Here is a 23,362-nt window from a genome sequence, read left to right on the forward strand (position 1 = left end):
GTGCGCCGTTGTCGTTGCGCGGTGGCGTAGGTCCGGCGAGGATCGAAGGGTGAAGCACCTCACCGTCCGTGCCCTCGCCGTCGCCCTCCTCACCCTGCCCGCCCTGGCGATCGCCGGACCGGCCGGGGCGGTGCCCCCCGAGCAGCTCACCGAGCAGGTCACCGACGTCGCCGACGTCCTGTCCGCCGCGGAGGAGCAGGACGTCCAGGAGGTCATCGACCAGGTCCAGGACGAGACCGGTCAGCTGGTCTACGTGGCGTTCGTCGACGACTTCACCGGCATGGGCTCGAACCAGTGGGCGGTGGAGTCGGCGGAGCTGTCCAACCTCGGTCCCGCCAACGTTCTCCTCGCCGTCGGCATCGACGTGAACTCCTACGGCTACGCCCTCCACGACTCCTCCGCCGTCTCCGAGGCCGAGCTGGAGGACCTCCTCGCGCAGGACGTCGTCCCGCAGCTGTCCGACGGCGCGTTCGCGGCCGCCGCGACGACGTTCGCGCAGGAGGTCGGTGCAGCGGCGACCGGCACCAGCGACGGCGGCGTCGGCGACGTGGGCGGTGGCTCGATCCTCGGCGGCCTCCTCGGCTTCGGGCTCCTGGCGATCGTCGTCATCGGCGGCGTGGCGATGTTCCGCAGCCGGAAGAAGTCCGCTCAGGACCGGCCCGCCCAGGCCCGTCGCCTACCGCCGGACCACCCCTTGAACCTGCCGACGCCGGAGCTCGCCAAGCGGGCCGGCTCGGCGCTGCTGTCTGCCGACGACGCCATCCGGTCCTCCGAGCAGGAGCTCGGCTTCGCCAAGGCCCAGTTCGGCCTGCAGGCCACCGACGCCTTCACCGCCGCGCTGGGGGTCGCCAAGGAGAAGGCGCAGCGCGCCTTCCACATCCGCCAGCTCCTCGACGACGACCAGCCCGAGACGGAGGAGCAGCAGCGGCAGATGTACGCCGACATCCTCCAGCTCACCGGTGAGGTGGAGCGCGGCCTCTCCGAGCATGCCGAGGAGTTCGTCCGGCTGCGCAACATGCAGGCACGCGCCCCGCAGGTCCTCGACGAGCTCGAGCAGCGCGCGGGCGAGGTCGCGCGGCAGATCGAGGGTGCACGCGCCCAGCTCGCCGCGCTGTCCAACCAGTACCCGGCCCCGGCGCTCGCGTCCGTCTCGCGCAACCCCGACCAGGCCCGGGCGCTGCTCGAGTCCGCGCGCGCCTCGGTCGCCGAGGGCCGGGCCAAGGTCGAGGCCGGTGACCGGGCGACCGCCGTGACGCACATCCGCGTGGCGGAGGAGGCCATCGGCCAGGCGGACACGCTCCTGAAGTCCGTCGCGGGGGCCCGCGGCGCCCTCGCCGAGGCCGGCCAGCGGCTGGACTCCGCCATCGCCTCCATCACCGCCGACGTCCGCGACGCCGCGCGGCTCGCCCCGGCCGACCCCGTCGTCGCCGCCCGGCGCAAGGACGCCGAGTCCGCGATCGCGCTCGGCCAGCAGGCCCGTGAGGGCGGCGACCCGCTCGCGGCCATCCAGCGCCTCACCGCGGCCGAGACCGCCATCGACGCGGCGCTCGCGCCGGCCCGCGAGGCCGACGACACCAACCGTCGCGCCCTGGCCCAGCTCGGCGACCGGATGGGCCGGCTGGACTCCCAGCTCCGGGCGACCACCGACTACATCAACACCCGACGCGGCTCGGTGGGCACCGAGGCCCGCACCCGGCTGTCGGAGGCCACGCGCCTCGCCGCCGAGGCGAACCGGCTGGCCGGCACCGACCCGGTCGCGGCCCTGCAGCACGTCACCCGGGCCGAGCAGATGGCCCTGTCGGCCCAGCAGCTGGCCGAGCGTGACGCCGACCGGTTCGACGACTCATTCACCGGCGGCTTCGGCGGCGGCCGGCGGGGTGGTCTCGACATCGGCTCGCTCGTCCTGGGCGGCATCCTCTTCGGCGGCGGGGGCGGGCACTCCGGCGGCTGGGGCGGCGGTGGCGGCTTCGGTGGCGGTGGGTTCGGCGGCGGTGGTGGCGGCTTCGGCGGCGGTGGCGGCGGCTTCGGCGGCGGCGGTGGTGGCTTCTGAGGCTCAACCCGTTCGGCAGGCGCCGCCCGGCGACCTCGACAAGACTTTCCCGCGTTACCCCAACCAAGAAGGGCACGGACATGGCAGAGAAGCAGAGCATCCTCGGGCGCATCGCCCAGCTGACGAAGGCCAACATCAACGCGCTGATCGACCGCGCCGAGGACCCTCAGAAGATGCTGGACCAGCTGGTGCGCGACTACACCTCCTCGATCGCCGAGGCCGAGGACGCCGTCGCCGTCACCATCGGCAACCTCCGTCTGGCCGAGCAGGACCACGCGGCCGACCTCGCCGACGCCCGTGACTGGGGCCAGAAGGCCCTCGCGGCGTCGAGCAAGGCCGACGAGCTGCGCGCCGCGGGCGACCCCGCCGAGGCCGCCCGGTTCGACAACCTCGCCAAGGTCGCCATCGGCAAGCAGATCTCGGCCGAGAACGAGGCCCAGGCCGCCGAGCCGATGATCACCTCGCAGAACGAGGTCGTCGACAAGCTCAAGGTCGGCCTGCAGCAGATGCGCGTCAAGCTCGACGAGCTCAAGTCCAAGCGCGACCAGCTCGTCGCGCGCTCGAAGACCGCCGAGGCCCAGGCCACCGTCCAGGGCGCGATCTCCTCGATCAACATCATGGACCCCACGAGCGAGATCTCCCGCTACGAGGAGCAGGTGCGCCGCGAGGAGGCCCGGGTCGCCGGCCACGCCGAGATCCAGGCGGGCTCGATCGAGGACCAGTTCGCCGAGCTCGAGGACTACGGCCGCAGCGCCGAGATCGAGGCTCGCCTGGCCGCGCTCAAGGGTGGTAGCCCGCGTCAGCAGATCACGTCCGACGCCGCGACCGACGAGGGCTCGGCCGACCTCGACGCCGAGTACGTCGCTGACGAGGACAGGACCACCTACTGACCTGACGGCGGGCCGCGCGACGGTCCTGCGAGGATGACCACTCGCGGCCCCCGCCTCCGGGCGGGGGCCGCGCACGTCTCTCGACGTCGGGCGGGCCTAGCGGCGCGGGAGGTACGGGTGGTTCGAGCCGACGGCGGCGATGCGCTCCTCGGCCAGGTGGTCCGCCGCGTGCGCGGGGCTGATGCCGTGCTCCTCGGCGCGTCGCAGGACCGCCAGGGTCGCGCCGAACAGGCTCTCGACACGGTGCTTCGCGCGGTCGGGCACGTAGCCCTCGAGCTCGTCGGCCACCTGGATCACCCCGCCGGAGTTCACCAGGTAGTCGGGGGCGTAGGTGATCCCGCGCTCGAGGAGCCGTTCGGGGATGCCCCCCTCGCCGTCGTCGGCGAGCTGGTTGTTCGCCGAGCCGCACACGAGCCGGGCCGCCAGGGCCTCCACCGTCGTGGCGTCCAGCGCCCCGCCGAGCGCGCAGGGGGCGTAGACGTCGATGGCCGACCGGACGAGCTCGTCGGTCCCCGCCACCTTCTCGATCTCGGGGTGCCGGGCCCGGACCGCCTCGACGGCCAGCTCGTTGACGTCGGTGACGACGACGTGGGCGCCCGCGGCGACGAGGTGGTCCACGAGGACGCGGCCCACCTTGCCCACGCCGGCGACGCCGACGGTCCGGCCGCGCAGCGACGCCCGGCCCCACACGTGGTCGGCCCCGGCCTGCATCGCGGTGAACACCCCGAGGGCCGTGAGGACCGAGGGGTCGCCGGACCCGCCGTGGACCTCGCTGCGGCCGGCGACGAACGACGTCTCCCGGTGGATGACGTCCATGTCGGCCACCACGGTGCCGACGTCGCAGGCGGTGACGTACCGGCCGCCGAGGGACTCGACGAACCGTCCGTAGGCGCGCAGGAGCGCCTCGGACCTGACCTCGGCCGGGTCGCCGATGATCACGGCCTTGCCGCCCCCGAGGTCGAGGCCCGCGAGCGCGTTCTTGTAGGTCATGCCGCGCGATAGGCGCAGGACGTCCGCGAGCGCGTCGTCCTCGCCGGCGTAGGGGTAGAAGCGGGTGCCGCCGAGGGCGGGGCCGAGCGCGGTGGAGTGGATCGCCACGATGGCCCGCAGGCCGCTGGCACGGTCGTTGAGGTAGGCGACCTGCTCGTGGCCGTGGAGCGGGTCGAAGGGCCCGGGGGCACGAAACGTCGTGGCGGGCGTGAGCGTCTGGGGTCGTGCGTCTGGGCGCGAGAGGGTGGTCACGGGTCCGACTCCTTCGTCATCTCGTGGATGCGCGGCGCTCGGACCGTGGGTGGGGTCCTCGCACCACGACCAGCCTAGGCCCAAGGTCCCGGTTTCGGCGCCCGCGGACGGCCCCTGTCGGCAAGGTTTTCCCAAGCGTGGGGCGCGACGCTGACCCTTTCCGGGGATGCACCCGAAGGGTGGGACCACCATGGTCGAGCTGAGCAGACGGCAGGTGCTGACCGGCGGGGCGGCCGTGGCCGCCACCGGGCTGCTGACGTGGTCCTGGGCGGGGGCGCTCGGGCCGCCCGCCGCGGTGCCGGTCCCGACCTCGTTCGGCTCCGTGTCCCTGCTCGGTGCGCGCGTGAGCGGGCGGACCGGCGTGCACGGCCACGACGCCGCGACCGCGGCCGGCGCCTCGGCTGCCGCGGCCGTCGCCGCCGCGACCCTCGCCGCGCACCGCACCTGGCCCGGGCTGGTGCGGGTCGACGTCGCGATCGCCAACCACCTCGAGCGGGCCGTGGCGTTCTCCCCGGGCCAGTTCCGCCTGCGGGTCGGTGCGGACGGACCGACCGTCACCGCCCTCGACACCGAGCTCACCCCCGGCGCCCTGCCCGCCGGACGGACGGTGCGCACCTGGCTGACGTTCCTCGTCCCGGCCGCTCCGGCAGAGCTGTCCCTGAGCTTCGAGGACACCGCCGCGACCCTGGCGCTGGCGGTGCACACCGTGGAGGACCGATGAGCACCACCGACGAGCGCCGTGCCGCCGACGGCCGAGCTGGCGGGCGTCGCACCGACCGGGACGCCGAACGAGTCGCCCTGGCTGCTCACCGGAGCGACCGGCCCACCGACCGTCGTGACCTGCTGCGGCTCGCCGCGGCCGGGGCCACGGCCACGGCCCTGGGTCTCGTGGGCGCCCCCACGGTCGCCGCAGCCGTCCGACCGGCACGAGACGTCGCCTCCCTCGCCCCGGCGCGCACCGCGCTCGGCGCCGTCACCCCCGTCCCCGGTGTGCTGGACCTGTACGTCAACGAGGGCCGGGTGCCCATGGTCGACGGCACCTTGGTCTACATGCGCGGGTTCGGCGACCGGCCCACCGCCGCCGACGACCCCGCGCCCAGTCTCCGCCTCCCGCCGCACGTCTTCCTCGCCGACGGCACGCTCCACGCCTCCGCCACCTACCCGCTCGACGCGCCGGCCCCGCCGCACGGCCGCCCGGCCGCCGCGTCCGGGCCCGACGCGCAGGGGCTCTACGAGGTGCGGCGCGGGTACTGGGCGAGCTTCTTCCCGCCGCGCACCATCGTGGCCGAGACCGGCGCCCGTCTGCGTCTACGCGTGCACAACGGTCTCGCGGGCGTGCACCGCCTCAGCATCCCGGGTGTCCTCGACACCGGTGACATCGCCCCGGGCGCCTCGGCCGCCGTCGACGTCCCCACCCCGCCGGCGGGCACCTACCTCCTCGAGGACCCGGGGAACGCCCCGGTCGAGCGGCTGCTCGGCCTGCACGGCGTGCTCGTCGTCGTCCCGGCCGCGCAGCGGTGGCGGCTGAGCGAGGGCGGCACCGAGTTCGAGCGGCAGTGGCTGTGGATCTGCCAGGACGTCGACCCCGACTGGGGCCGCCGGGCGCAGGCGGGCGAGCACATCGACCCCGAGGCCACTCCCCCGGTGCCGCGGTACTTCATGATCAACGACCGCTCCGGGTACGCCGCCCTCGGCATGTCCCGCGACACCCGGTCCAACGAGGCCGCGCACGAGGACACCCTGCCGTCGGGCTTCCCCCGGCGGGTGGACGTGCGCGACCTGTCCGCCGGCAGCCCCGGCACGGTGCGCAGCGGCCAGCTCCTCCGGTGCGTCAACACCGGCGTCGTCGTCCACCAGCTGCACTTCCACGGCAACCACGTCTCGACGGTGCGGCGCAACGGGGTCGACTTCCCGCGGGACGGGCTCCTCGGCCTCGTCGATGCCGAGGGGCACGTGCTGCTGCAGCAGTGGGAGGACGTCGTCGAGCTCGACCCGCGCTCACGCAAGGAGACCCTCCTGCCGCTGAAGAAGCCGCCGCAGGTCGTCGAGCCGGTGTGGGCGGCGCGCACCGAGGACTGGCACTACCCGATGCACTGCCACGCGGAGCCGTCGCAGACGGCGGCCGGCGGGCTCTACCCGGGCGGCATGGTCGCCGGCTGGGTGCTCGCCGGCCAGGTGAGCCCGCCGCACCACACCTACCGCAGCCAGGCCGACTTCGCCTCGGACCAGCCCAAGGAGGACGACCCCCTCACCGAGTTCCGCCAGCGCCCCGACCGGTTCTTCGAGCGGGACGTCTTCGGGCGCCGGCTGCGCTTCCCCGACGGCGCCGAGCACGAGATGTGGAGCTTCGAGTCCGAGACGTCGGGGCGCGGTTTCCCGGCCCCCGTCATCCGGATGACGGAGAACGCGCTCGTCCACGTCCGGGTCTAACCGAGCAAGGGCCCGCACACCATCCACCTGCACGGGATGGAGCCGGACCCGCGCAACGACGGCGTGGGGCACACCTCGTTCGAGGTGAGCGGCTCGTACACCTACCAGTTCCGACCCGACGCCGGAGTGCCGGGCGACCCCAACGAGGGCTCGGCGGGCACGTACTTCTACCACTGCCACGTCAACACGGTCCTGCACGTGCAGATGGGCATGGTCGGGCCGATGCTCGTCGACCCGGTCGTCCACCCGAGCTTCCCGGTGCCGGCGGGGACCCGCCGCCCGTTCGTCGACGGACCCCTGTACGACATCGCCACCGAGCTCATGCTCGTGCCCTACGCGGTGGACCCGACCTGGCACCACCTCAACCACGCCGCGGGGCTCTCCGGCGAGGACGTCGGGCTCAACCGGTTCCGGGCGAAGCACTTCTACGTCCTGGGCGGGCACATCGCCCAGGGGCAGCCGAAGGACCGGGTGTGGGTCCCGCGGCAGGTGCGGGCCAACGCCTCGGGGTACCCGACGCTGCTGCGGGTGCTCAACCTCAACTTCATCCCGACCAGGGTGCGGTTCACCCGGGCCGGCGGCGAGCCGGTGCGGATGGCCTCCCTCGTGGCCCACGACGGCCGGGCCTACCGGGACACCGTGCGCCCGGGCAGCCCCCTGCCGGAGGACCTCGGCAACCGGCTCGTCACCGACCGGCTCGCGTTCGGTGCCGCCGAGCGCTACGACATGCTCCTCCTCCCGCCGGAGCCCGGCCCCTACGAGATCCACGTCGACTGGTTCGACTGGGTCCCCGGCGCCGCCGGCCTGCGCCTCCTCGCCACCCGGACGGTGCCGCTCACGGCCGTGTGAGAAGTGCGACCGGCGAAGACGGGCGGCGTCCGGCGGCATGGGCACGTGCCGTCCGGGCGCCATGGCGGCGTGGCCGCCGTCAGATCGCCATGGCCGCGCGCACCTCGTCCACGGCCGCGGCACCGCCGGCCCCCGTGGCCGTGACCCGCCCGGACTCCAGCACGGCGAACTCCCGCGCCGCCGTCACCGCGAAGCCGACGTGCTGCTCGACGAGGAGCACCGAGAGCCCTGCGCCGGTGAGCTCGAGGACGGCGTGCTCGATCTCGGCCACCACCGACGGCTGGATGCCCTCGGTGGGCTCGTCGAGGACGAGCACCCGCGGCGCGGTGATGAGGGCCCGGGCGATGGCCAGCTGCTGGCGCTGGCCGCCGGAGAGCAGGCCGGCGCGCCGGTCCAGCAGCGGCATCAGCGCCGGGAACAGGTCGAGCGCCTCGGCGAGCCGGCCGCGCCCCTCACGCCGGCCGTCGGCCACGAGCCGCAGGTTCTCGCCCGCGGTGAGGTCGGCGAACGACTGCTGCCCCTGCGGGACGTACGCCAGACCACGCCGGACGCGCCGGTGTGCGGGCAACCGCGTGATGTCGTCGCCGTCGAACCACACCGAGCCCCGGACGGGTCGGAGCAGCCCGACGGCGGCCCGCAGCAGCGTCGTCTTGCCGGCACCGTTGTGGCCCAGGACGGCGGTGAGGCCGCCGTCCGGCACCGTGAGGTCCACGCCGTGGACGACCACGGCCGGTCCGTACCCGACGTGGACGTCGCGCAGCTCGAGCATCATGCCCCCCTCGTCCCGGCCGGTGCGCCGAGATACACCTCGATGACCCGCGGGTCGGCCTGGACCTCTGCCACGGTGCCCTCGCTGAGCACGCTGCCCTGGTGCAGCACCGTGACGGAGTCGGCGAACGAGCGCAGGAACTGCATGTCGTGCTCGACGACGACGACCGTTCGTCGTCGCCCCACCGTGCGGAGCAGCTCACCCGTCTGCTCGCGCTCGGCCTGGCTCATCCCGGCGACGGGCTCGTCGAGGAGGAGCAGCCGGGCGTCCTGGACGAGGAGCATCCCGATCTCGAGCCACTGCTTCTGGCCGTGGGCCAGCTCCCCCGCGGGCCGGTCCCGTTCCGCGGCCAGGCCGACCGTCTCCATGGCCTCCTCCACCACCTCGACGCGACGACGGGGCCGGAGGAGCTGGTGCACCGGGCGCCGGGCGCCGGCCGCGATGTCGAGGTTCTGGACCACCGTGAGGCCCTCGATGACGCTCGCGGTCTGGAAGGTGCGGCCGACCCCCGCTCGCACGACCTGGTGGACCTTCCGGCCGATGAGCTCGGCGCCACCGAACCGGGCCGACCCGGTCGCCGGGGTCAGGCCCGTGATGGCGTCGACGACCGTGGTCTTCCCGGCGCCGTTCGGGCCGATGAGGAAGCGCAGGTCCCCCTGGACGACCGTGAGGTCGATGCCGTCGACGGCGACGAACCCGCCGAAGCTCACGCGCAGCCCCCGGACCTCGAGGTAGTCGTGGGCGACGTCCTGGGTGGCGAGGAGCCGGTCGACCCGCGCCGGGTCACGGGTGGTGTCGTGGTCGCTCATGGGTGCCTCTCCGTGGTGGCGGCCAGGTGGTGGTCGGGATCGCTCGCCGCTGCGGCGGGCGGGTCGGCGTCGACGTGCCCCGCGGCGGCCCTGTGGTCGTCGGCACCGCCCACGGCGGTGGCGGCCCTGTCGGGACCGACCGCTGTGGTGGGCGCCCTGCCGGTGCCCTCGCCACGACCGACCGTGCCGGCGTCGTCCGCCCGCCCCGCCCACCGACGTCGACGCAGGGCGCCGGGGAGCTGGGCCAGCCCACCGGGGAGGAACGCGACCACGAGGATGAACAGGGCGCCCTGGAAGTAGGTCCAGAACGACGGGAACGACTCCGACAGACCCGTCTCGGCCCAGGCCACCGCGACCGAGCCGAGCACGGGGCCGAGCAGGGTGGCCCGGCCGCCGATCGCGACACCGACGAGGAAGCCGATCGAGGGGACGACGCCGACATCGGCGGGCGAGATGATCCCGACGATCGGCACGAACAGGGCCCCGCCGACCGCGGCGAAGACGGCGGCCACCACGTACGCGAAGACCTTGACCCGCACGGGGTCGTAGCCGAGGAAGCGCACGCGGTTCTCCTGGTCGCGCACCGCCACGAGCAGCTCGCCGTAGCGCGAGCGCATGAGTGCCCGGACGACCAGGACCATCACCAGCAGCGTGCCGGCGGCGACGAGGTAGAGCATCCGCCGGTTCACCGGGTCGGCGAGGTCGTAGCCGAAGAACGAGCGGAAGCCGTTGAGCCCGTTCGTCCCGCCGGTGGTCTGCTGCTGGCCCACGAGCAGGATCGCGAACGCCGCGGCGAGGGCCTGGCTGAGCACGGCGAAGTAGGCGCCGCGCACCTGCCGCCGGAACACCGCGGTGCCGAGCACGAGGGCGAGGATGGCGGGCACGGCCACGACGAGGACGACCGTCGTCGCGGGCGAGCGCATGGGCTCCCACCACCCGGGCACCTCACCGGTGCCGTACAGGAGCATGAAGTCCGGTACGCCGCCGGGGCCGGCGTCGGCGAGCTTGAGGTGCATCGCCATGATGTAGGCGCCCAGGCCGAAGAACACGCCCTGGCCGAGGGTGAGCATCCCTCCCTGACCCCAGGCCAGGCCGATGCCGACGGCGACCATCGCCAGGCACAGGAAGCGGGCCAGGAGGCTGAGCCGGAAGTCGCTGAGCACCGCCGGTGCGAGGACCAGCAGGACGAGCGCCGCGACGGCGGTGAGGGCCCAGGTGCGGGCGGGGCCGGGGCGCAGGACGACGGCGGCCCACCGGCGCACGGCGGTGCTGCCGCCGCTCATGCCAGGCTCCTCGTCCGGACGGTGACCAGACCCTGCGGCCGCCACTGGAGGAAGAGGACCACGAGGGCGAGGAGGAGGACCTTGGCCAGGCTCGCCGTCGTCCCGAGCTGGAGGAACGCCTGGATGATGCCCAGGCCGAAGGCGGCCACCACCGCCCCCTTGATCTGCCCGATCCCGCCGACGACGACCACGAGGAACGCGTCGACGATGTAGCTCTGGCCCAGGGTCGGCCCGATGGAGCCGAGGAGGGTCAGCGCGACGCCCGCGACGCCGGCGATGCCCGAGCCGATGAAGAAGGTGAGCCGGTCGGTGGCCGCCGCGGAGATCCCCGACGTCTCGGCCAGGTCGCGGTTCTGCACGACCGCCCGGATCCGGCGGCCGAGCGACGTCCTGGCCAGGACGAGCGCGACGGCGGCGACGCAGACAACGGCGAGCAGCAGGATGAAGAGCCGCGAGCGGGGCACCGACACCCCGAGCAGCTGGACGGGGCCGGCGAGCCACGACGGGGCGCGGACGTCGACGTTCGGTGCGCCGAAGACGTCGCGCGCCACCTGCTGGAGCACGAGGGCGACGCCCCAGGTGACGAGGAGCGTGTCGAGCGGGCGGCGGTGCATCCGGGAGATGAGCAGCACCTCGAGGACGACGCCCATGAGGCCGCCGACGAGGAAGCCGACCACCACGGACACGAGCAGGGAGACGCCCGGGTCGGCCAGGACCTGCTGGACGACGAAGGCGGTGTAGGCGCCGGCCATCATGAACTCGCCGTGCGCCATGTTGATCACGCCCATCTGGCCGAACGTGAGGGCGAGGCCGAGCGCGGCGAGGAGGAGGACCGAGCCGAGGCTCAGGCCCGCGAAGAGCTGGGGTAGGACGGCGTCCATCGTGCCTCCGTCTGCTGGGCGGTCCCCGCCCCGGACGGGCGGCCGGGGCGGGGACCGGCGGTGGTCAGGAGAGGCCGGCGGCCCAGTCGTAGGACTCCAGGAACGGGTCCGGCTCGATGGGCCCGTCCGAGCTCCACTCGGTGTGGATGAGCCCGTCCGGCCCGATCCGGCCGATGAGCGCGGTCTTGCTGAGGTGGTGGTTCTCGCCGTCGATCGTCACCGTGCCCTCGGGCGCCTCGAACGTCGTGCCGTCCGCGGCCTCCTGGACGGCGGCGACGTCGAAGGAGCCCGCCTCCTCCACCATCGCGCGCCAGAGGTGGAGGGAGGTGTAGGCGGCCTCCATCGGGTCGGAGGTCACCCGGTCCTCGCCGTAGGCCTCCTGGAACGCCGCGACGAACGCGTCGTTCTCGGGGCTGTCCACGGTCTGGTAGTAGTTCCAGGCGGTCAGCTGGCCCTCGACGTTGTCGATGCCGATGCCGCCGACCTCCTCCTCGGCGATCGAGACCGACATGACCGGCATCTCCTCGGCCGTCAGCCCGATGTTGCGGTACTCCTTGAAGAAGGCGACGTTGGAGTCACCGTTGAGGGTGTTGAAGACGGCGTCCGCGCCCGCCGAGCGCACCTTGCCGACGATCGTGGCGAAGTCGGTGTGGCCGAGCGGGGCGTACTCCTCGCCGAGCACCTCGATGCCGTGCTCCTGGGCGTAGGCGTTGATGATCTTGTTCGCCGTGCGGGGGAAGACGTAGTCCGACCCCACGAGGAACAGCGACGTCGCACCCTGCTCACGCAGGTAGTCCAGCGCGGGGATGATCTGCTGGTTCGTCGTGGCGCCGCTGTAGAAGATGTTCTCCGACGCCTCGAGGCCCTCGTACTGCACGGGGTAGAACAGCAGGGCGTCGTTCCCCTCGAAGACGGGCAGCATCGCCTTGCGGCTGGCGGAGGTCCAGCCGCCGAACACCGCCGCGACGCAGTCGGAGACGATGAGCTTCTCGGCCTTCTCCGCGAACACGGTGGGCTCGGAGGCGCCGTCCTCGGAGACGACCTCGAGCTGCTTGCCGAGGACACCGCCGTCGGCGTTGATCTCCTCGGCCGCCAGCGAGAGGGAGTCGAAGACCGTCTGCTCGGAGATGGCCATGGTGCCGGAGAGGGAGTTGAGGAAGCCGATCTTGACGGTGTCGCCGGAGGTGTCCACGCAGGACTCGGCCGACGCGGCGGAGGTGTCCGCCTCGTCGCCACCGGCCACGCGCGCGCCGCAGGCGCTCAGCGTCATGGCCAGGGCGGCGACGGCGGCGAGCGCCACGCGGGTCCGCAGGGGTGTGGGGGTCATCGCAGGTTCCCTTGATTCGGGCCACGGGGGCCGGGGCTGGGGGTCGCGACGCCGTGTCGCGACGCCTGCGACGCTAGGAGTCCCCTGTTTCCGGGGACTGCCCGCACCGTTTCGGATGGGTAAACGCTGTGGCAGCCCCCGCCGACGGCGAACGATCCGTCGCCACCCACGCCCACCACCGACGGCGAACGATCACCTTGTCGCCACCCACGCCCACCACCGACGGCGAACGATCCGGCGCCACCCACGCCCACCACCGACGGCGAACGATCCCTCCGTCGCCGAGTGAGAGTGGTGTGCCGGGATCACTCGGCGACACGGTGATCGCTCGTGTCAGACGGCCGCACCGGCTCGGCCCGCACGGAAGGCACCGGCCGTGACGGCGGCCAGAGAGCCCACCTCGAGCGGGCGCGGCTCGAGCGGCCCCGCCTCGGACAACCTCTCGGCGGGGCCCATGCCTGCGCACCACGAGCTCCACCAGGGTGAGAGGCTCGCGCTGTGCGCCGCCGTCCCGAGCAGGCGCGCGAGGGCACCGGCACCATCGAGGTCGAACCTCGTCCCGCGCGCCGACGGGTCCCCGGCGGGACCGGGTCGCCACCCGAGGGCCAGCACGGTGTCCACCACGCGTGCCCGCCCGAGCACTGCCGGTGCGGTCCGCGCGGTCGGGCCGAGGTCCAGGTCCTCCACGAGCAGCTCGGCCCCGGCCTGCCGTACCGACGTGCGAGCCCGCAGAGCGCCGCCGGTCTCCCCCGTGCGGCCCAGGACGAGGACCTCTCGCAGCAAAGCCCGCGCGCCGTCGCCGAGCTCGACGTCGGTGGACCGCAGGACGTCCGCACCGTCGGCGACCACGAACGGCAGCCCCTCCCACGTGAGCCTCGCACCGGCCCCGAGTCGCACCCGCACGGCCCACGAGGAGGGCTCCCCGCCCGCGTCGTAGGCCACCGTCCCGGCTGTCTCGACGACGTCCAGGCTCGCGCCGTCGCCCACCTCGACCTCGACGGCCACGTGGTCCCCACCCAGGAGCAGCGCCCCGGTGGCGACCACGGCGACGGCCGCCCCGGAAGCGTCGGAGCGGAGCAGCCGCGGGCTGAGCGCGCCGCCCTCGAGCCGGGTACGGACCCGGCCGGGGCCCCGCTCGACGGCGATCCTCACCCGCGCGCGGCGCCGCGCAGGCCACCAGGGCCGCCGGCGGTCGGGGCGAGCTCCTCGCCCAGGTGGGTCTCGTGGTGGACGTGCTCGACCGTGTGCGCGCCGTCGGCGTGCCGGTGAGCGCCGGCCCCGTCGTGGCGGTGGACGAACGCGCTCCCCGGCGGCGCGCCCACGGCACCGGCCGCACCGGCGGCGGCATCGTGGTCGTCGCCCTCGTGGCTGTGGAAGAAGCCCCCGCCGTCCTCGTCGGCGTGGAAGTGCGGTGCCATCGGCCCGGGGTCAGCGGGGACGAGGCGGCCGCCCGCGTGCTCGGCGAGCACGCCGCGGACCCACCCGCACAGCTCGGCCACCGAGGCGGGGTCCTCCCTCGAGAGCGCCAGCACCGGCCGGCCCTCGCGGGCGGCCTCGCCGTCGGCGACCATGCGCTCGACGTCGACGCCGACGTAGGGCGCCAGGTCGGTCTTGTTGACCACGAGCAGGTCGGCGCGGGCGATGCCGGGGCCGCCCTTGCGCGCGACGTCGCCGCCGCCGGCGACGTCCAGCACGAAGATCTGCGCGTCCACCAGGGCCGGGGAGAAGGTCGCGGTGAGGTTGTCCCCGCCGGACTCGACGAGGACGACGTCGAGCGGTGCGAAGTCCTCCTCGAGGTCCTCCACGGCGAGGAGGTTGGCCGTGACGTCGTCGCGGATGGCCGTGTGGGGGCAGGCACCGGTCTCCACCGCGCGGATCCGGTCGGGGTCGAGGACCCCGGCCGAGCGCAGGAAGCGCGCGTCCTCGTCGGTGTAGATGTCGTTGGTGATGACCCCGAGGGACAGGTCGGCCGACAGCTCCCGGCACAGCAGCGCGATGAGGGAGCTCTTGCCGGTGCCCACGGGTCCGGCGACGCCGAGCCGGAGGGACCGGGTGGGTGAGGTGTTCTCAGGCACTGAAGAGCCTCTCTGTGGTGGTGTCGTGGATCTCGGCCCACAGCTCGACGAGCGGGGCACCGGTGGCGGGGATCTCGTGCGGGGCGGTCAGGTCCGCCACCCGCCCGGCGAGCTCCTCGATGAGCGGGTGGGCCGCGAGCACCCAGGCGGTGGCGTCGACCGGGTCGACCGGGGCGAGCTTGAGCGCCGCGGCCGCGACCGTCTGGGCGTCGTCGTAGCCGACGAGGCGCGCGGTGTCGGTGGCGCCGAGGCCGGAGCGGGCGGCGAGCAGGCCGAGCGCGACGGGCCGGGAGGGGCGCGGCGGGCGCGGCGCCTCAGGGACCGGCCACAGCCGGTCCGCGAGTCGCAGGTACCCCCGGCCGAGCCGGCGCGAGGCCGACCGCAGCGCCGCACTGGGGGTCCGGGCGGCCCACGCCGTCTCCACCACGGCGAGGTCGCCGCCGGCGAGCGTCACGTGCCGCGCGACGACGGCGGCCCCGGCCTCCACCAGCACCACGGTCCGCAGCCGGGCGGCGAGGTAGGCGGGGACCTGGGCGGGCGGCATGCCGGCCCGCAGCGCCGGCTCGAGCCCGGCGGACTGGGTGTGGGCCCCGCTGGGCAGCCGGGCGTCGGCGAGCATCGCCAGCAGCAGGGGCGTCGAGCCGGGCGCGGCTGTCGGTGGTGCGCCCATCAGAACAGGGAGTAGAGCTGGGCCAGGGGCAGCGCGTCGGCCGGGGCGGGCTCGACGCGCTCGCCGTCGACGTCGATGGCGAAGGTCTCGGGGTTGATGTCGATCCGCGGGAGCGCGTCGTTGTTGACCATCTGCGCCTTCCCCACGCCGCGGGTGTCGGCCACCGGGAGCAGCGTTCGCCGGAGCCCGAGCCGGTCGGCGAGGCCGTCGTCGAGTGCGGCGGGCGCGACGAAGGTGACCGAGAGGTCCGGGGCGACGGCGTCGGCCAGGGTCGGCCGCTCGAGCACCGGCTGCGGGGTGGGGATCGAGGCGTTGGGGTCGCCCAGCGCGCCGCGCACGATGGCCCCGCCCTTGATGACGACGTCCGGCCGGAAGCCGAAGAAGCGCGGGTCCCACAGGACGAGGTCGGCCATCTTGCCCGGCTCGACCGAGCCGATGTGGGCGTCGACGCCGTGGGCGATCGCCGGGTTGATCGTGTACTTGGCCACGTAGCGCCGGGCCCGCTCGTTGTCCGCCGGCAGCGCCGACGACAGGGCGCCGCGGCGCGCCTTCATCACGTGCGCCACCTGCCAGGTGCGGGTGATCACCTCGCCGATGCGGCCCATCGCCTGGGCGTCGGAGGAGGTGATGGACATGGCCCCCATGTCGTGCAGGACGTCCTCCGCCGCGATCGTCGTCGCCCGGATCCGCGACTCGGCGAACGCGAGGTCCTCGGGGACGCCGGGGTTGAGGTGGTGGCAGACCATGAGCATGTCGAGGTGCTCGGCGACCGTGTTGACGGTGTGCGGCAGGGTGGGGTTGGTCGAGCCGGGCAGGACGTACGGCTCGCCGGCCAGGCGCAGGATGTCGGGGGCGTGGCCGCCGCCGGCGCCCTCGGTGTGGAAGGCGTGGATGGACCGGCCGCCGATCGCGGCCACGGTGGACTCGAGGAACCCCGCCTCGTTGAGCGAGTCCGAGTGCAGCGCCACCTGCAGGCCCCACTCGCCCGCGGCGGTGAGCGCGGCGTCCAGCGCGGCCGGGGTCGAGCCCCAGTCCTCGTGGACCTTGTACCCGCCGGCGCCGCCGAGCGCCTGCTCGGCCAGTCCCGGGGCGCTGACCGTGTTGCCCTTGCCGAAGAGGATGACGTTGACCGGCAGGGCGTCGAGGCTGCGGTGGATCGTGGCGAGGTGCCAGGTGCCGGGGGTCACGGTCGTCGCCTTGGTGCCCTCCGACGGGCCGGTGCCGCCACCGGCGATCGTCGTGATGCCGGTGGCGAGCGCCTCGTGCACCTGGGAGGGGGAGATGAGGTGGACGTGGGAGTCGAACCCGCCGGCGGTGAGGATCTTCCCCTCGCCGCTGATGACGTCGGTGGACGGTCCGATGCGCAGCGCGGGGTGGACGCCGTCGGCGATGTCGGGGTTGCCGGCCCGGCCGAGCGCGGTGATGCGGCCGTCGCGGATGCCGACGTCGGCGCGCACCACCCCCCACCAGTCCAGCACGACGGCGTTGGTGATGACGGTGTCCGGCGCCCCCTCGGCGCGGGTGGTGGTCCCCTGCGCCATGGACTCCCGGATGGACTTGCCACCGCCGAACACCGCCTCCTCGCCGCCGGCGGTGCGGTCCTCCTCGACCTCGATCCACAGGTCGGTGTCGCCCAGGCGCACCTGGTCGCCCACCGTCGGGCCGTACAGGGCGGCGTAGCGCTCCCGCGAGATCTCAACCATCGGTGGGTCCCGTCCCCTGGTTCGTCGCGGGTGCGTCGACCGCCACCGCGTCGGGCATGTCGGTCGCCGACGTGTCGAGCGCCCCGCCGTCGGCCTTGCCGCGCTGGATCCCGGGCACCCGGCGCGCCCCGCGCAGCGCGACCGCGGCCACGGTGCGCGAGGCTCCCGGCTCGAACCGCTGCGACGTGCCGGCCGGGACGTCGAGACGGAAGCCGTGGGCGGCCGCGCGGTCGAAGGCCAGGGCGGCGTTGGCGTCCGGCAGGTGCAGGTGGGAGCCGATCTGCACGGGCCGGTCGCCGGTGTTGAGCACGACGAGCTCGAGCCGCTCGGCGGCCGTGCGGTCGGCGTTGAGCTCGATGGTGCCGGGGGCCACGCGCACGGCGCCCGGTCCGGAGGCGGAGATCCCTGCCATGGTGCTCCTCAGGCGATCGGCTGGTGGATGGTGACGAGCTTGCGCCCGTCGGGGAAGGTCGCCTCGACCTGGACGTCCGGGAGCATGTCGGCGACGCCGTCCATGACCTCGTCCCGGCCGAGCACCGACCGCCCCTCGACCATGAGGTCGGCCACGCTGCGCCCCTCGCGCGCCCGCTCCACCACCCACGTGGTCAGCAGGGCGACCGTCTCGGGGTAGTTCAGGCGCACGCCGCGCTCGCGCCGGTCGCGCGCGACCATGCCGGCGACGGCGAGCAGCAGCTTCTCCTGCTCCGACGGTGTCAGGTGCATCGGCCCTCCCGCGGCGGTGTGGCCCCGCGTCCAGCGGGCGTACCCGATGGTCGCCGCCGGACGTTTCGGGCGTGTGACCGGCCGGGAACGGTCGTGTAACCCCTCCCGGGGCGGGTGCGCCGACGCCGGGGCGCGCCGACACCGCGCGGGCGCCACCGACGGGACGGGCGCGCCCCTACGCTGGCCCCATGTCAGACTTCCCGGCGCCCGCCCCAGAGACCTACCTGCTCGTCGACGGCGAGAACATCGACGCCACCCTGGGCATGAGCGTGCTGGGCCGGCGGCCCGCCCCCGAGGAGCGTGCTGGGCCGGCGGCCCGCCCCCGAGGAGCGTCCGCGCTGGGACCGCATCCTCCACTTCACCCAGGAGGTCTGGCACGGCCAGGCGCGAGGGCTGTTCTTCCTCAACGCCACCTCGGGGCAGATGCCCATGAGCTTCGTCCAGGCGCTCCTCGCGATGAGCTACCACCCGATCCCGCTGGCGGGCACGGGGACCGAGAAGGTCGTCGACATCGGTATCCAGCGCACGATGGACGCCATCCTCGAGCAGGGGCACGGCGACGTCGTCCTGGCCTCCCACGACGGCGACTACATCCCGCAGGTGGAGCGGCTCCTCGACGCCGGCCGCAAGGTGGGCGTGCTGTGCTTCCGGGAGTTCCTCAACGGCCAGCTCGCCGACCTCACCGAGCGGGGTCTGCAGATCTACGACCTCGAGGACGACCTCGGCGCCTTCAACGCCGTGCTGCCGCGCGTGCGGATCATCCCGCTCGCGGCCTTCGACCCCTCCCGCTACCTGTAGCGCGACCGCTACCTGCAGCCCGACCGCTCCACGCCAGTCCGGGGCACCCGCGGCCGGCTCTAGAGTTCCCCCATGGTCACCGCCTCCGCCTCGGTGCTGCTGCGCGACGTCCGCCTGGTCCCCGTCGCCGGCATCTCCGCACCGCCGGAGCCGGTCGACGTCCGGATCACCGGCGGCCGGATCAGCGAGGTCGGCCCGCACCTGTCCCGCCGGGCGGGTGAGGACGAGCTCGACGGAGCCGGGCGGTGGGCCGCCCCGGGGCTCTGGGACCACCACGTCCACCTCGGTCAGTGGGCGCGCACCTTCGACCGGCTCGACCTGACCGACGCCGCGAGCGCCGCCGAGGTCCTGCGGCGCGTGCGCGAGCGCCTCGGCGGCGCCCGGACCCCGCTGGTGGGGTTCGGCTTCCGCGACGCCGCCTGGCCCGACGCCCCGGACCAGGCGGCCCTGGACGCCGTCGCCGGAGGAGCCGCCGTCGTGCTCGCGTCCGGCGACTTCCACTCCGGCTGGCTCTCGGCGCGGGCGCGCGAGCTCCTCGGCGTCCCGGCCGACGGCGACGCGCTGGTCCGCGAGAACGCGTGGTTCGCCGCGCTCGGGCGCCTGGAGGACCTGCCCGGGGACGAGCCGGTCTCCTACCGCCGCGCCCTGGCCGAGGCGGCCGCGCGCGGCGTCGTCGGGGTGACCGAGATGGAGTGGGCGGCCAACGCCTTCGAGTGGCCCGACCGGGTCGCCGACGGCGCCGACACCCTGCGTGTGCGCGCCGCCACCTACGCCGACGGTCTCGACGACGTCCTCGCCGTCGCCCTGCGCACCGGCGAGGCCGTGCCCGGGGGACGGGGTCTGGTGCGGATGGGCCCGCTCAAGATCATCTCCGACGGCTCGCTCAACACCGCGACCGCGCACTGCCTCGCGCCCTACCCCCAGCCGATCGACCCCCGCCACCCGCACGGTGTGCAGAACGTGCCGGCCGACGAGCTGCGCGACCTTCTGCGCCGCGCGCGACGCGGCGGTCTGGACGTCGCCGTCCACGCCATCGGCGACGCTGCCGTCTCCATCGCCCTGGACGCGTTCGCGGCGACCGGCGCCCGCGGGTCGGTCGAGCACGCCCAGCTCCTCACCCCCGCCCACAGCGCCGAGATGGCCCGGCTGGGGGTGGTGGCGAGCGTGCAGCCGGCCCACCTCCTCGACGACCGCGACGTCACCGAGGAGCGCTGGCCCGACCGGGCGGGACGCACGTTCGTCCTGCGCGAGCTGCTCGACGCCGGGGTCCGGCTCACGCTCGGCTCGGACGCCCCCGTCTCCCCGCTCGACCCGTGGCTGGCCATGTCCGCGGCCGTGCACCGCAGCGCCGACGCGCGCGCGCCGTGGCACCCCGAGCAGCACATCACCCCCGCCGAGGCGCTCGCCGCCTCGACCGACGGCCAGGGCACGCTCGCCGTGGGCGGGCGCGGCGACGTCGTCCTCCTCGACGCCGACCCCCTGGCGCCAGCGGCGTCCACGGACGAGGCCGCGGCGCGGCTGCGCCGGATGCGGGTGGCCGCCACGCTCGTCCGTGGTCGCGTGAGCCACCTGGCGCTGTAGGGACGCACGCCCGGTCCGCACCCGGCCCCCGCCGGCCCGCGCGGCTATCGTGGCCGCCGTGCGCACCCGTCCTTTCGCCCAGATCGACGTCTTCTCCGCCGAGCCCCTCCGGGGCAACCCCGTCGCCGTCGTCGTCGACGGCGACGGGCTCGACGAGGAGGAGATGCAGCGGTTCGCGTCCTGGACCAACCTCTCCGAGACGACGTTCCTGCTGCCGCCGACGGACCCCGCCGCGGACTACCGCGTGCGGATCTTCACCGTCGACGGCGAGCTGCCGTTCGCGGGCCACCCGACCCTCGGCTCGGCGCACGCCTGGCTCGGGTCGGGCGGCCACCCACGCGCCGCCGGCGAGATCGTGCAGGAGTGCGCGGCGGGCCTGGTGCGGGTGCGGCAGGACGAGGGCCGCTGGGCCTTCGCGGCCCCGCCGCTGACCCGGTACGAACCGGTCGACGCCATCACCCTCACCCGCGCGGCGGCGGCGCTCCGGCTCGACCCGGCCGACGTCGTCGACGCCTCGTGGCTCGTCAACGGCCCCGAGTGGATCGGGATCCTCGTGGGCAGCGCCGACGCGGTGCTCGCCGTCCGGCCCGACGGCGCCGTCCTGGACGGGCTGTTCGTCGGTCTCGTCGGGCCGACGGCCACGGACACCGACGACGCTCCGGCGTTCGAGGTCCGCGGCCTCATGGGCACCGGCCAGGAGGACCCCGTCACCGGCAGCCTCAACGCCGGCCTGGCCCGCTGGCTCGTCGACACCGGCCGCGCCCCCGACCGTTACGTCGCGGCGCAGGGCACCGTGCTGGGCCGCGCGGGCCGGGTCCACGTCCGGACGGACGGGGACGAGATCTGGGTCGGCGGCGACACGAGGACCGTCGTGACCGGCACCGTCGAGCTCTGACGCCCCGGCCTCGACACCGGACGCCCGGCACCGCCACACTGTCCGCACGACGCACGGGCGAGCGGGGGCGGGCCGTGCCGGAAACGAGGACGGACGATGACGCCGCCGACCCACCCACGCCTCGCGGGGCCGTGGCCCGAACGGCCACGACCCCGCCGTGAGCCCGCGTCAGGGCATCCCGATGGGTTCGCCCGCCGGGTCGAGCACGTACCAGACGTCGCCCACGCCCTGGCCCGTGACGTCACCCGGCGCGGTGTCCTGCGCCCAGTAGTACAGCGGCCACCCGTTGTAGCTCGCCTGGGTGGAGCCGTCGGAGCGCTCGATCGTCCCGAGGAGGGAGTCGTCGACCCCCTCACCGGCCGTGGGCTCACCCTCGAGCGGCGGCCAGGCGACGAGGCAGTCACCCTCGCAGACGCTCTCGCCGGAGTCCTGGGTGTCGTTGGTGAACATGTACAGCGTCATGCCCTCGCCGTCGACGAGGATCGTGCCGAGGTCGCTCTCGGCGGTCATGACGGTGGCCGCACCGGCGGCGGCGCCGTCCTCGGTCGACTCCTCGGTCATCGCCTCGGTGGTCGCCTCCTCGGACGCGGTGGTCTCCTCCTCGGTGGTGGCCTCCTCACCGCCGGCAACGGTGGTCTCCTCGACCGTCGTCGCCCCCTGCGGGTCGTCGTCGCCACACGCGGCGAGACTCGCCGCGAGCAGCACACCCGCCGCCACCGCCCCGAGCCTGGATCTGGTTCTCATGGTTCCTCCCTCAGGTCCTGACGACGGCCGGGTCGGGCCGTCCCCCGTGGTACGCACCGGAGGTGGCCCGGGATTGCATGGCCCGAGAACCAGTGGCACACCCGGTGGGGGCGAGGCAATCCCGGACGGCTCCGCGCGCGTATCCCCCGACGTGGACCTCTTCTCGCGCACGGACCGGACGGCCGACGCCGCCCTGGTCGCGGGCCTGGCGGTCGACGACCAGCCCGCCGCCGCCGCGTTCGTGCGCCGGTTCCAGGCGCCCGTCTTCGGCCTGGCGGTCTCGATCACCCGCGACGCCGCCCTCGCCGAGGACGTGGCGCAGGAGGTGTTCGTGCGCGCCTGGCGCGCGGCCGGGACCTACGACGTCCGACGGGCGTCCGTGCTGACGTGGCTCCTCACGATCACGCGCAACGCGGCGATCGACGTCGTCCGGGCCCGTCGGCAGACACCCACCGACGACGGGGTGCTGGAGGAGATGATCGCTGCGACCCTGCAGGCGCCGGCGTCGGACGAGGAGGCCCTGCGCCACGTGGAGCGCGACGACGCCCTGCGGCGGCTGAAGTCCCTGCCGCCCGAGCAGGCCCGGGCCGTGGTGCTCGCGGTCATCGGGGGCCGCACCGCGCAGGAGGTCTGCGAGCACGAGGGGATCCCGCTGGGGACCGCCAAGACCCGCATCCGCACCGGGCTACGCCGGGTGCGCGAATCGATGGAGGCCGGAGAATGAGCAGGCAGTGCCCGGACCAGGACGAGCTGTACGCCCTGGCCCTCGGCGACGTCGGGCAGCCCGAGCGCGACGCCGTCACCGCGCACCTGGCGGTGTGCGAGGGCTGCCGGGCGGAGTACACGGCGATCGCCGACGCCGCCGACCACGTGCTCGCCGCCGCACCGGCGGTCGCACCACCCGCGGGGTTCTCCTCCCGGGTCCTCGCCGCCATGGCTGCGGCCGGCGGCGCCGGTCCGGCCGCGCGCCCGTCGCACCCGTCCGCCGAGGAACGGCCCGCGCCCGACGTCGTCCCGGCACGCGCGGACGTGCTCCGCGCGGAGCAGGGGCGCGGTGCGGACACCGCTCGGCCCGCCACCGCCCACCACAGCCCCACGGTTCGCGGCGCAGGACCCGAGCGTCCTGGGAGCCGCAGCGGCGGGCACCACGACTCCGCCGGTCCGGCCGTCCGGCACCGGCGTCGTCGGTGGCCGGCACTCCTCACCGCAGCGGTGGCCGGTGTCCTGCTCGGCGTGGCCGGGACCGCCGTCCTCACGCAGCTGACCGCCGAGGAGCCGCCGCCCGCGGCCGCGCCCGCCGAGACCGCCGAGCCCGCCCGGTCCGCCGGCATCGCCCTCGTCAAGGACGACGGCACGGCCGTCGGCTCGGTGAGCGAGACCTGGTTCGACGGCCAGCCCGTCCTCGTCGTCGCCGTGACCGACGGACCGCCCGGCGCGCTCTACGAGTGCTGGCTGGTGGGCTCGGACGGCACGCGGGAGAGCGCCGGTCGATGGAGCCTGGACGAGTACGGCGCCGAGGCCACGTGGATCGTCCCCGTCCCCGAGGGCCGGCTCGACCGGCTGGAGCTCGTCGCGGCCAGCGGCAGGGTGTGGTCGACGGCCAGCCTGTAGCGGTGCCGTCGTCCAGCCCGTTCCCAGGAAAC

The 23,362-nt window shown here is 74.7% G+C and carries 21 protein-coding genes and 2 pseudogenes; 10 read left to right on the forward strand and 13 right to left on the reverse strand.

Going from position 1 to position 23,362, the window contains the following annotated elements; all coding sequences use genetic code 11:
• Positions 1–49: 49 nt before the first annotated feature.
• Positions 50–2,050, forward strand: coding sequence for a TPM domain-containing protein (locus AAEM63_RS16830; protein WP_341359375.1), 2,001 nt, complete (start codon positions 50–52; stop codon positions 2,048–2,050).
• A gap of 80 nt (positions 2,051–2,130) precedes the next feature.
• Positions 2,131–2,940 (forward strand): PspA/IM30 family protein, encoded by an 810-nt coding sequence (locus tag AAEM63_RS16835; RefSeq protein ID WP_341359376.1) that lies wholly within the window; start codon positions 2,131–2,133, stop codon positions 2,938–2,940.
• Positions 2,941–3,036: 96 nt separating this feature from the next.
• Here AAEM63_RS16835 and AAEM63_RS16840 read toward each other — a convergent pair whose 3' ends face one another.
• On the reverse strand, positions 3,037–4,182 hold the full coding sequence (locus tag AAEM63_RS16840) for a Glu/Leu/Phe/Val dehydrogenase dimerization domain-containing protein (protein ID WP_341359377.1): 1,146 nt from the start codon (positions 4,180–4,182) through the stop codon (positions 3,037–3,039).
• A 166-nt stretch (positions 4,183–4,348) separates the two neighbouring features.
• Here AAEM63_RS16840 and AAEM63_RS16845 point away from each other — a divergent pair, with 166 nt between their 5' ends.
• From AAEM63_RS16845 to AAEM63_RS16855, 3 genes are read left to right on the forward strand one after another with little or no spacing between them, the layout of a single operon-like run.
• Positions 4,349–4,903: a twin-arginine translocation signal domain-containing protein gene (locus AAEM63_RS16845; protein WP_341359378.1), complete on the forward strand. Its 555-nt coding sequence runs from the start codon at positions 4,349–4,351 to the stop codon at positions 4,901–4,903.
• Positions 4,900–6,612, forward strand: coding sequence for a Tat pathway signal protein (locus AAEM63_RS16850; RefSeq protein ID WP_341359379.1), 1,713 nt, complete (start codon positions 4,900–4,902; stop codon positions 6,610–6,612). Before AAEM63_RS16845 ends, AAEM63_RS16850 begins: the two co-directional genes overlap by 4 nt.
• A gap of 21 nt (positions 6,613–6,633) precedes the next feature.
• Positions 6,634–7,461: a multicopper oxidase domain-containing protein gene (locus AAEM63_RS16855; protein ID WP_341361401.1), complete on the forward strand. Its 828-nt coding sequence runs from the start codon at positions 6,634–6,636 to the stop codon at positions 7,459–7,461.
• Positions 7,462–7,540: 79 nt separating this feature from the next.
• On the opposite strand, the gene AAEM63_RS16860 is transcribed toward AAEM63_RS16855, so the two are convergent.
• The 11 genes and pseudogenes from AAEM63_RS16860 to AAEM63_RS16910 all read right to left on the reverse strand — a co-directional run bounded on the left by AAEM63_RS16860 (position 7,541) and on the right by AAEM63_RS16910 (position 17,701).
• Complete coding sequence (locus AAEM63_RS16860) at positions 7,541–8,233, reverse strand: ATP-binding cassette domain-containing protein (RefSeq protein WP_341359380.1); 693 nt, start codon at positions 8,231–8,233, stop codon at positions 7,541–7,543.
• Positions 8,230–9,039 (reverse strand): urea ABC transporter ATP-binding protein UrtD, encoded by an 810-nt coding sequence (urtD, locus tag AAEM63_RS16865; protein ID WP_341359381.1) that lies wholly within the window; start codon positions 9,037–9,039, stop codon positions 8,230–8,232. Before urtD ends, AAEM63_RS16860 begins: the two co-directional genes overlap by 4 nt.
• Positions 9,036–10,322 carry an urea ABC transporter permease subunit UrtC gene (gene urtC / locus AAEM63_RS16870; RefSeq protein ID WP_341359382.1) on the reverse strand — a complete coding sequence of 429 codons (1,287 nt, stop codon included), beginning with the start codon at positions 10,320–10,322 and terminating at the stop codon, positions 9,036–9,038. The genes urtD and urtC overlap by 4 nt, the downstream gene beginning before the upstream one ends.
• Entirely contained in the window at positions 10,319–11,203 is an 885-nt protein-coding gene (gene urtB / locus AAEM63_RS16875) for an urea ABC transporter permease subunit UrtB (protein WP_341359383.1), read from the reverse strand. The genes urtC and urtB overlap by 4 nt, the downstream gene beginning before the upstream one ends.
• A 64-nt stretch (positions 11,204–11,267) precedes the next feature.
• Positions 11,268–12,530, reverse strand: a complete 1,263-nt coding sequence (gene urtA, locus AAEM63_RS16880; protein ID WP_341359384.1) for an urea ABC transporter substrate-binding protein — start codon at positions 12,528–12,530, stop codon at positions 11,268–11,270.
• Between the two features lie 333 nt (positions 12,531–12,863).
• Positions 12,864–13,682 (reverse strand): urease accessory protein UreD, encoded by an 819-nt coding sequence (locus AAEM63_RS16885; protein WP_341359385.1) that lies wholly within the window; start codon positions 13,680–13,682, stop codon positions 12,864–12,866.
• 209 nt (positions 13,683–13,891) lie between these two features.
• Positions 13,892–14,605: pseudogene (gene ureG, locus AAEM63_RS16890) on the reverse strand (urease accessory protein UreG); the annotation flags it as partial.
• Positions 14,598–15,275 (reverse strand): urease accessory UreF family protein, encoded by a 678-nt coding sequence (locus AAEM63_RS16895; RefSeq protein WP_341359386.1) that lies wholly within the window; start codon positions 15,273–15,275, stop codon positions 14,598–14,600. The gene AAEM63_RS16895 and the pseudogene ureG, both read right to left, overlap by 8 nt.
• Positions 15,275–16,978: an urease subunit alpha gene (locus AAEM63_RS16900; protein ID WP_341359387.1), complete on the reverse strand. Its 1,704-nt coding sequence runs from the start codon at positions 16,976–16,978 to the stop codon at positions 15,275–15,277. Before AAEM63_RS16900 ends, AAEM63_RS16895 begins: the two co-directional genes overlap by 1 nt.
• The gene (gene ureB, locus AAEM63_RS16905) at positions 16,971–17,390 is read right to left on the reverse strand and encodes an urease subunit beta (protein ID WP_341359388.1); all 420 of its coding nucleotides are present in this window, start codon (positions 17,388–17,390) and stop codon (positions 16,971–16,973) included. The genes AAEM63_RS16900 and ureB overlap by 8 nt, the downstream gene beginning before the upstream one ends.
• Before the next feature lie 8 nt (positions 17,391–17,398).
• Positions 17,399–17,701 carry an urease subunit gamma gene (locus tag AAEM63_RS16910; protein WP_341359389.1) on the reverse strand — a complete coding sequence of 101 codons (303 nt, stop codon included), beginning with the start codon at positions 17,699–17,701 and terminating at the stop codon, positions 17,399–17,401.
• 188 nt (positions 17,702–17,889) lie between these two features.
• Here AAEM63_RS16910 and AAEM63_RS16915 point away from each other — a divergent pair.
• From AAEM63_RS16915 to AAEM63_RS16925, 3 genes and pseudogenes are all read left to right on the forward strand, one after another.
• Positions 17,890–18,499: pseudogene (locus AAEM63_RS16915) on the forward strand (NYN domain-containing protein).
• Positions 18,500–18,571: 72 nt separating this feature from the next.
• Entirely contained in the window at positions 18,572–20,080 is a 1,509-nt protein-coding gene (locus AAEM63_RS16920) for an amidohydrolase family protein (protein ID WP_341359390.1), read from the forward strand.
• A gap of 58 nt (positions 20,081–20,138) precedes the next feature.
• Positions 20,139–20,975 (forward strand): PhzF family phenazine biosynthesis protein, encoded by an 837-nt coding sequence (locus AAEM63_RS16925; protein ID WP_341359391.1) that lies wholly within the window; start codon positions 20,139–20,141, stop codon positions 20,973–20,975.
• A gap of 168 nt (positions 20,976–21,143) precedes the next feature.
• Here the strand turns inward: AAEM63_RS16925 and AAEM63_RS16930 are convergent, their stop codons facing one another.
• Positions 21,144–21,719, reverse strand: coding sequence for a hypothetical protein (locus tag AAEM63_RS16930; RefSeq protein ID WP_341359392.1), 576 nt, complete (start codon positions 21,717–21,719; stop codon positions 21,144–21,146).
• A 151-nt stretch (positions 21,720–21,870) separates the two neighbouring features.
• Here AAEM63_RS16930 and AAEM63_RS16935 point away from each other — a divergent pair, with 151 nt between their 5' ends.
• Both AAEM63_RS16935 and AAEM63_RS16940 read left to right on the forward strand, forming a co-directional pair.
• Positions 21,871–22,443 (forward strand): sigma-70 family RNA polymerase sigma factor, encoded by a 573-nt coding sequence (locus AAEM63_RS16935; protein ID WP_211338721.1) that lies wholly within the window; start codon positions 21,871–21,873, stop codon positions 22,441–22,443.
• Positions 22,440–23,330, forward strand: coding sequence for a zf-HC2 domain-containing protein (locus tag AAEM63_RS16940; protein WP_341359393.1), 891 nt, complete (start codon positions 22,440–22,442; stop codon positions 23,328–23,330). The genes AAEM63_RS16935 and AAEM63_RS16940 overlap by 4 nt, the downstream gene beginning before the upstream one ends.
• Positions 23,331–23,362 lie beyond the last annotated feature (32 nt).

Origin of the sequence: Georgenia sp. M64 (assembly GCF_038049925.1) — a bacterium.
In the GTDB taxonomy this organism is placed as follows: domain Bacteria; phylum Actinomycetota; class Actinomycetes; order Actinomycetales; family Actinomycetaceae; genus Georgenia.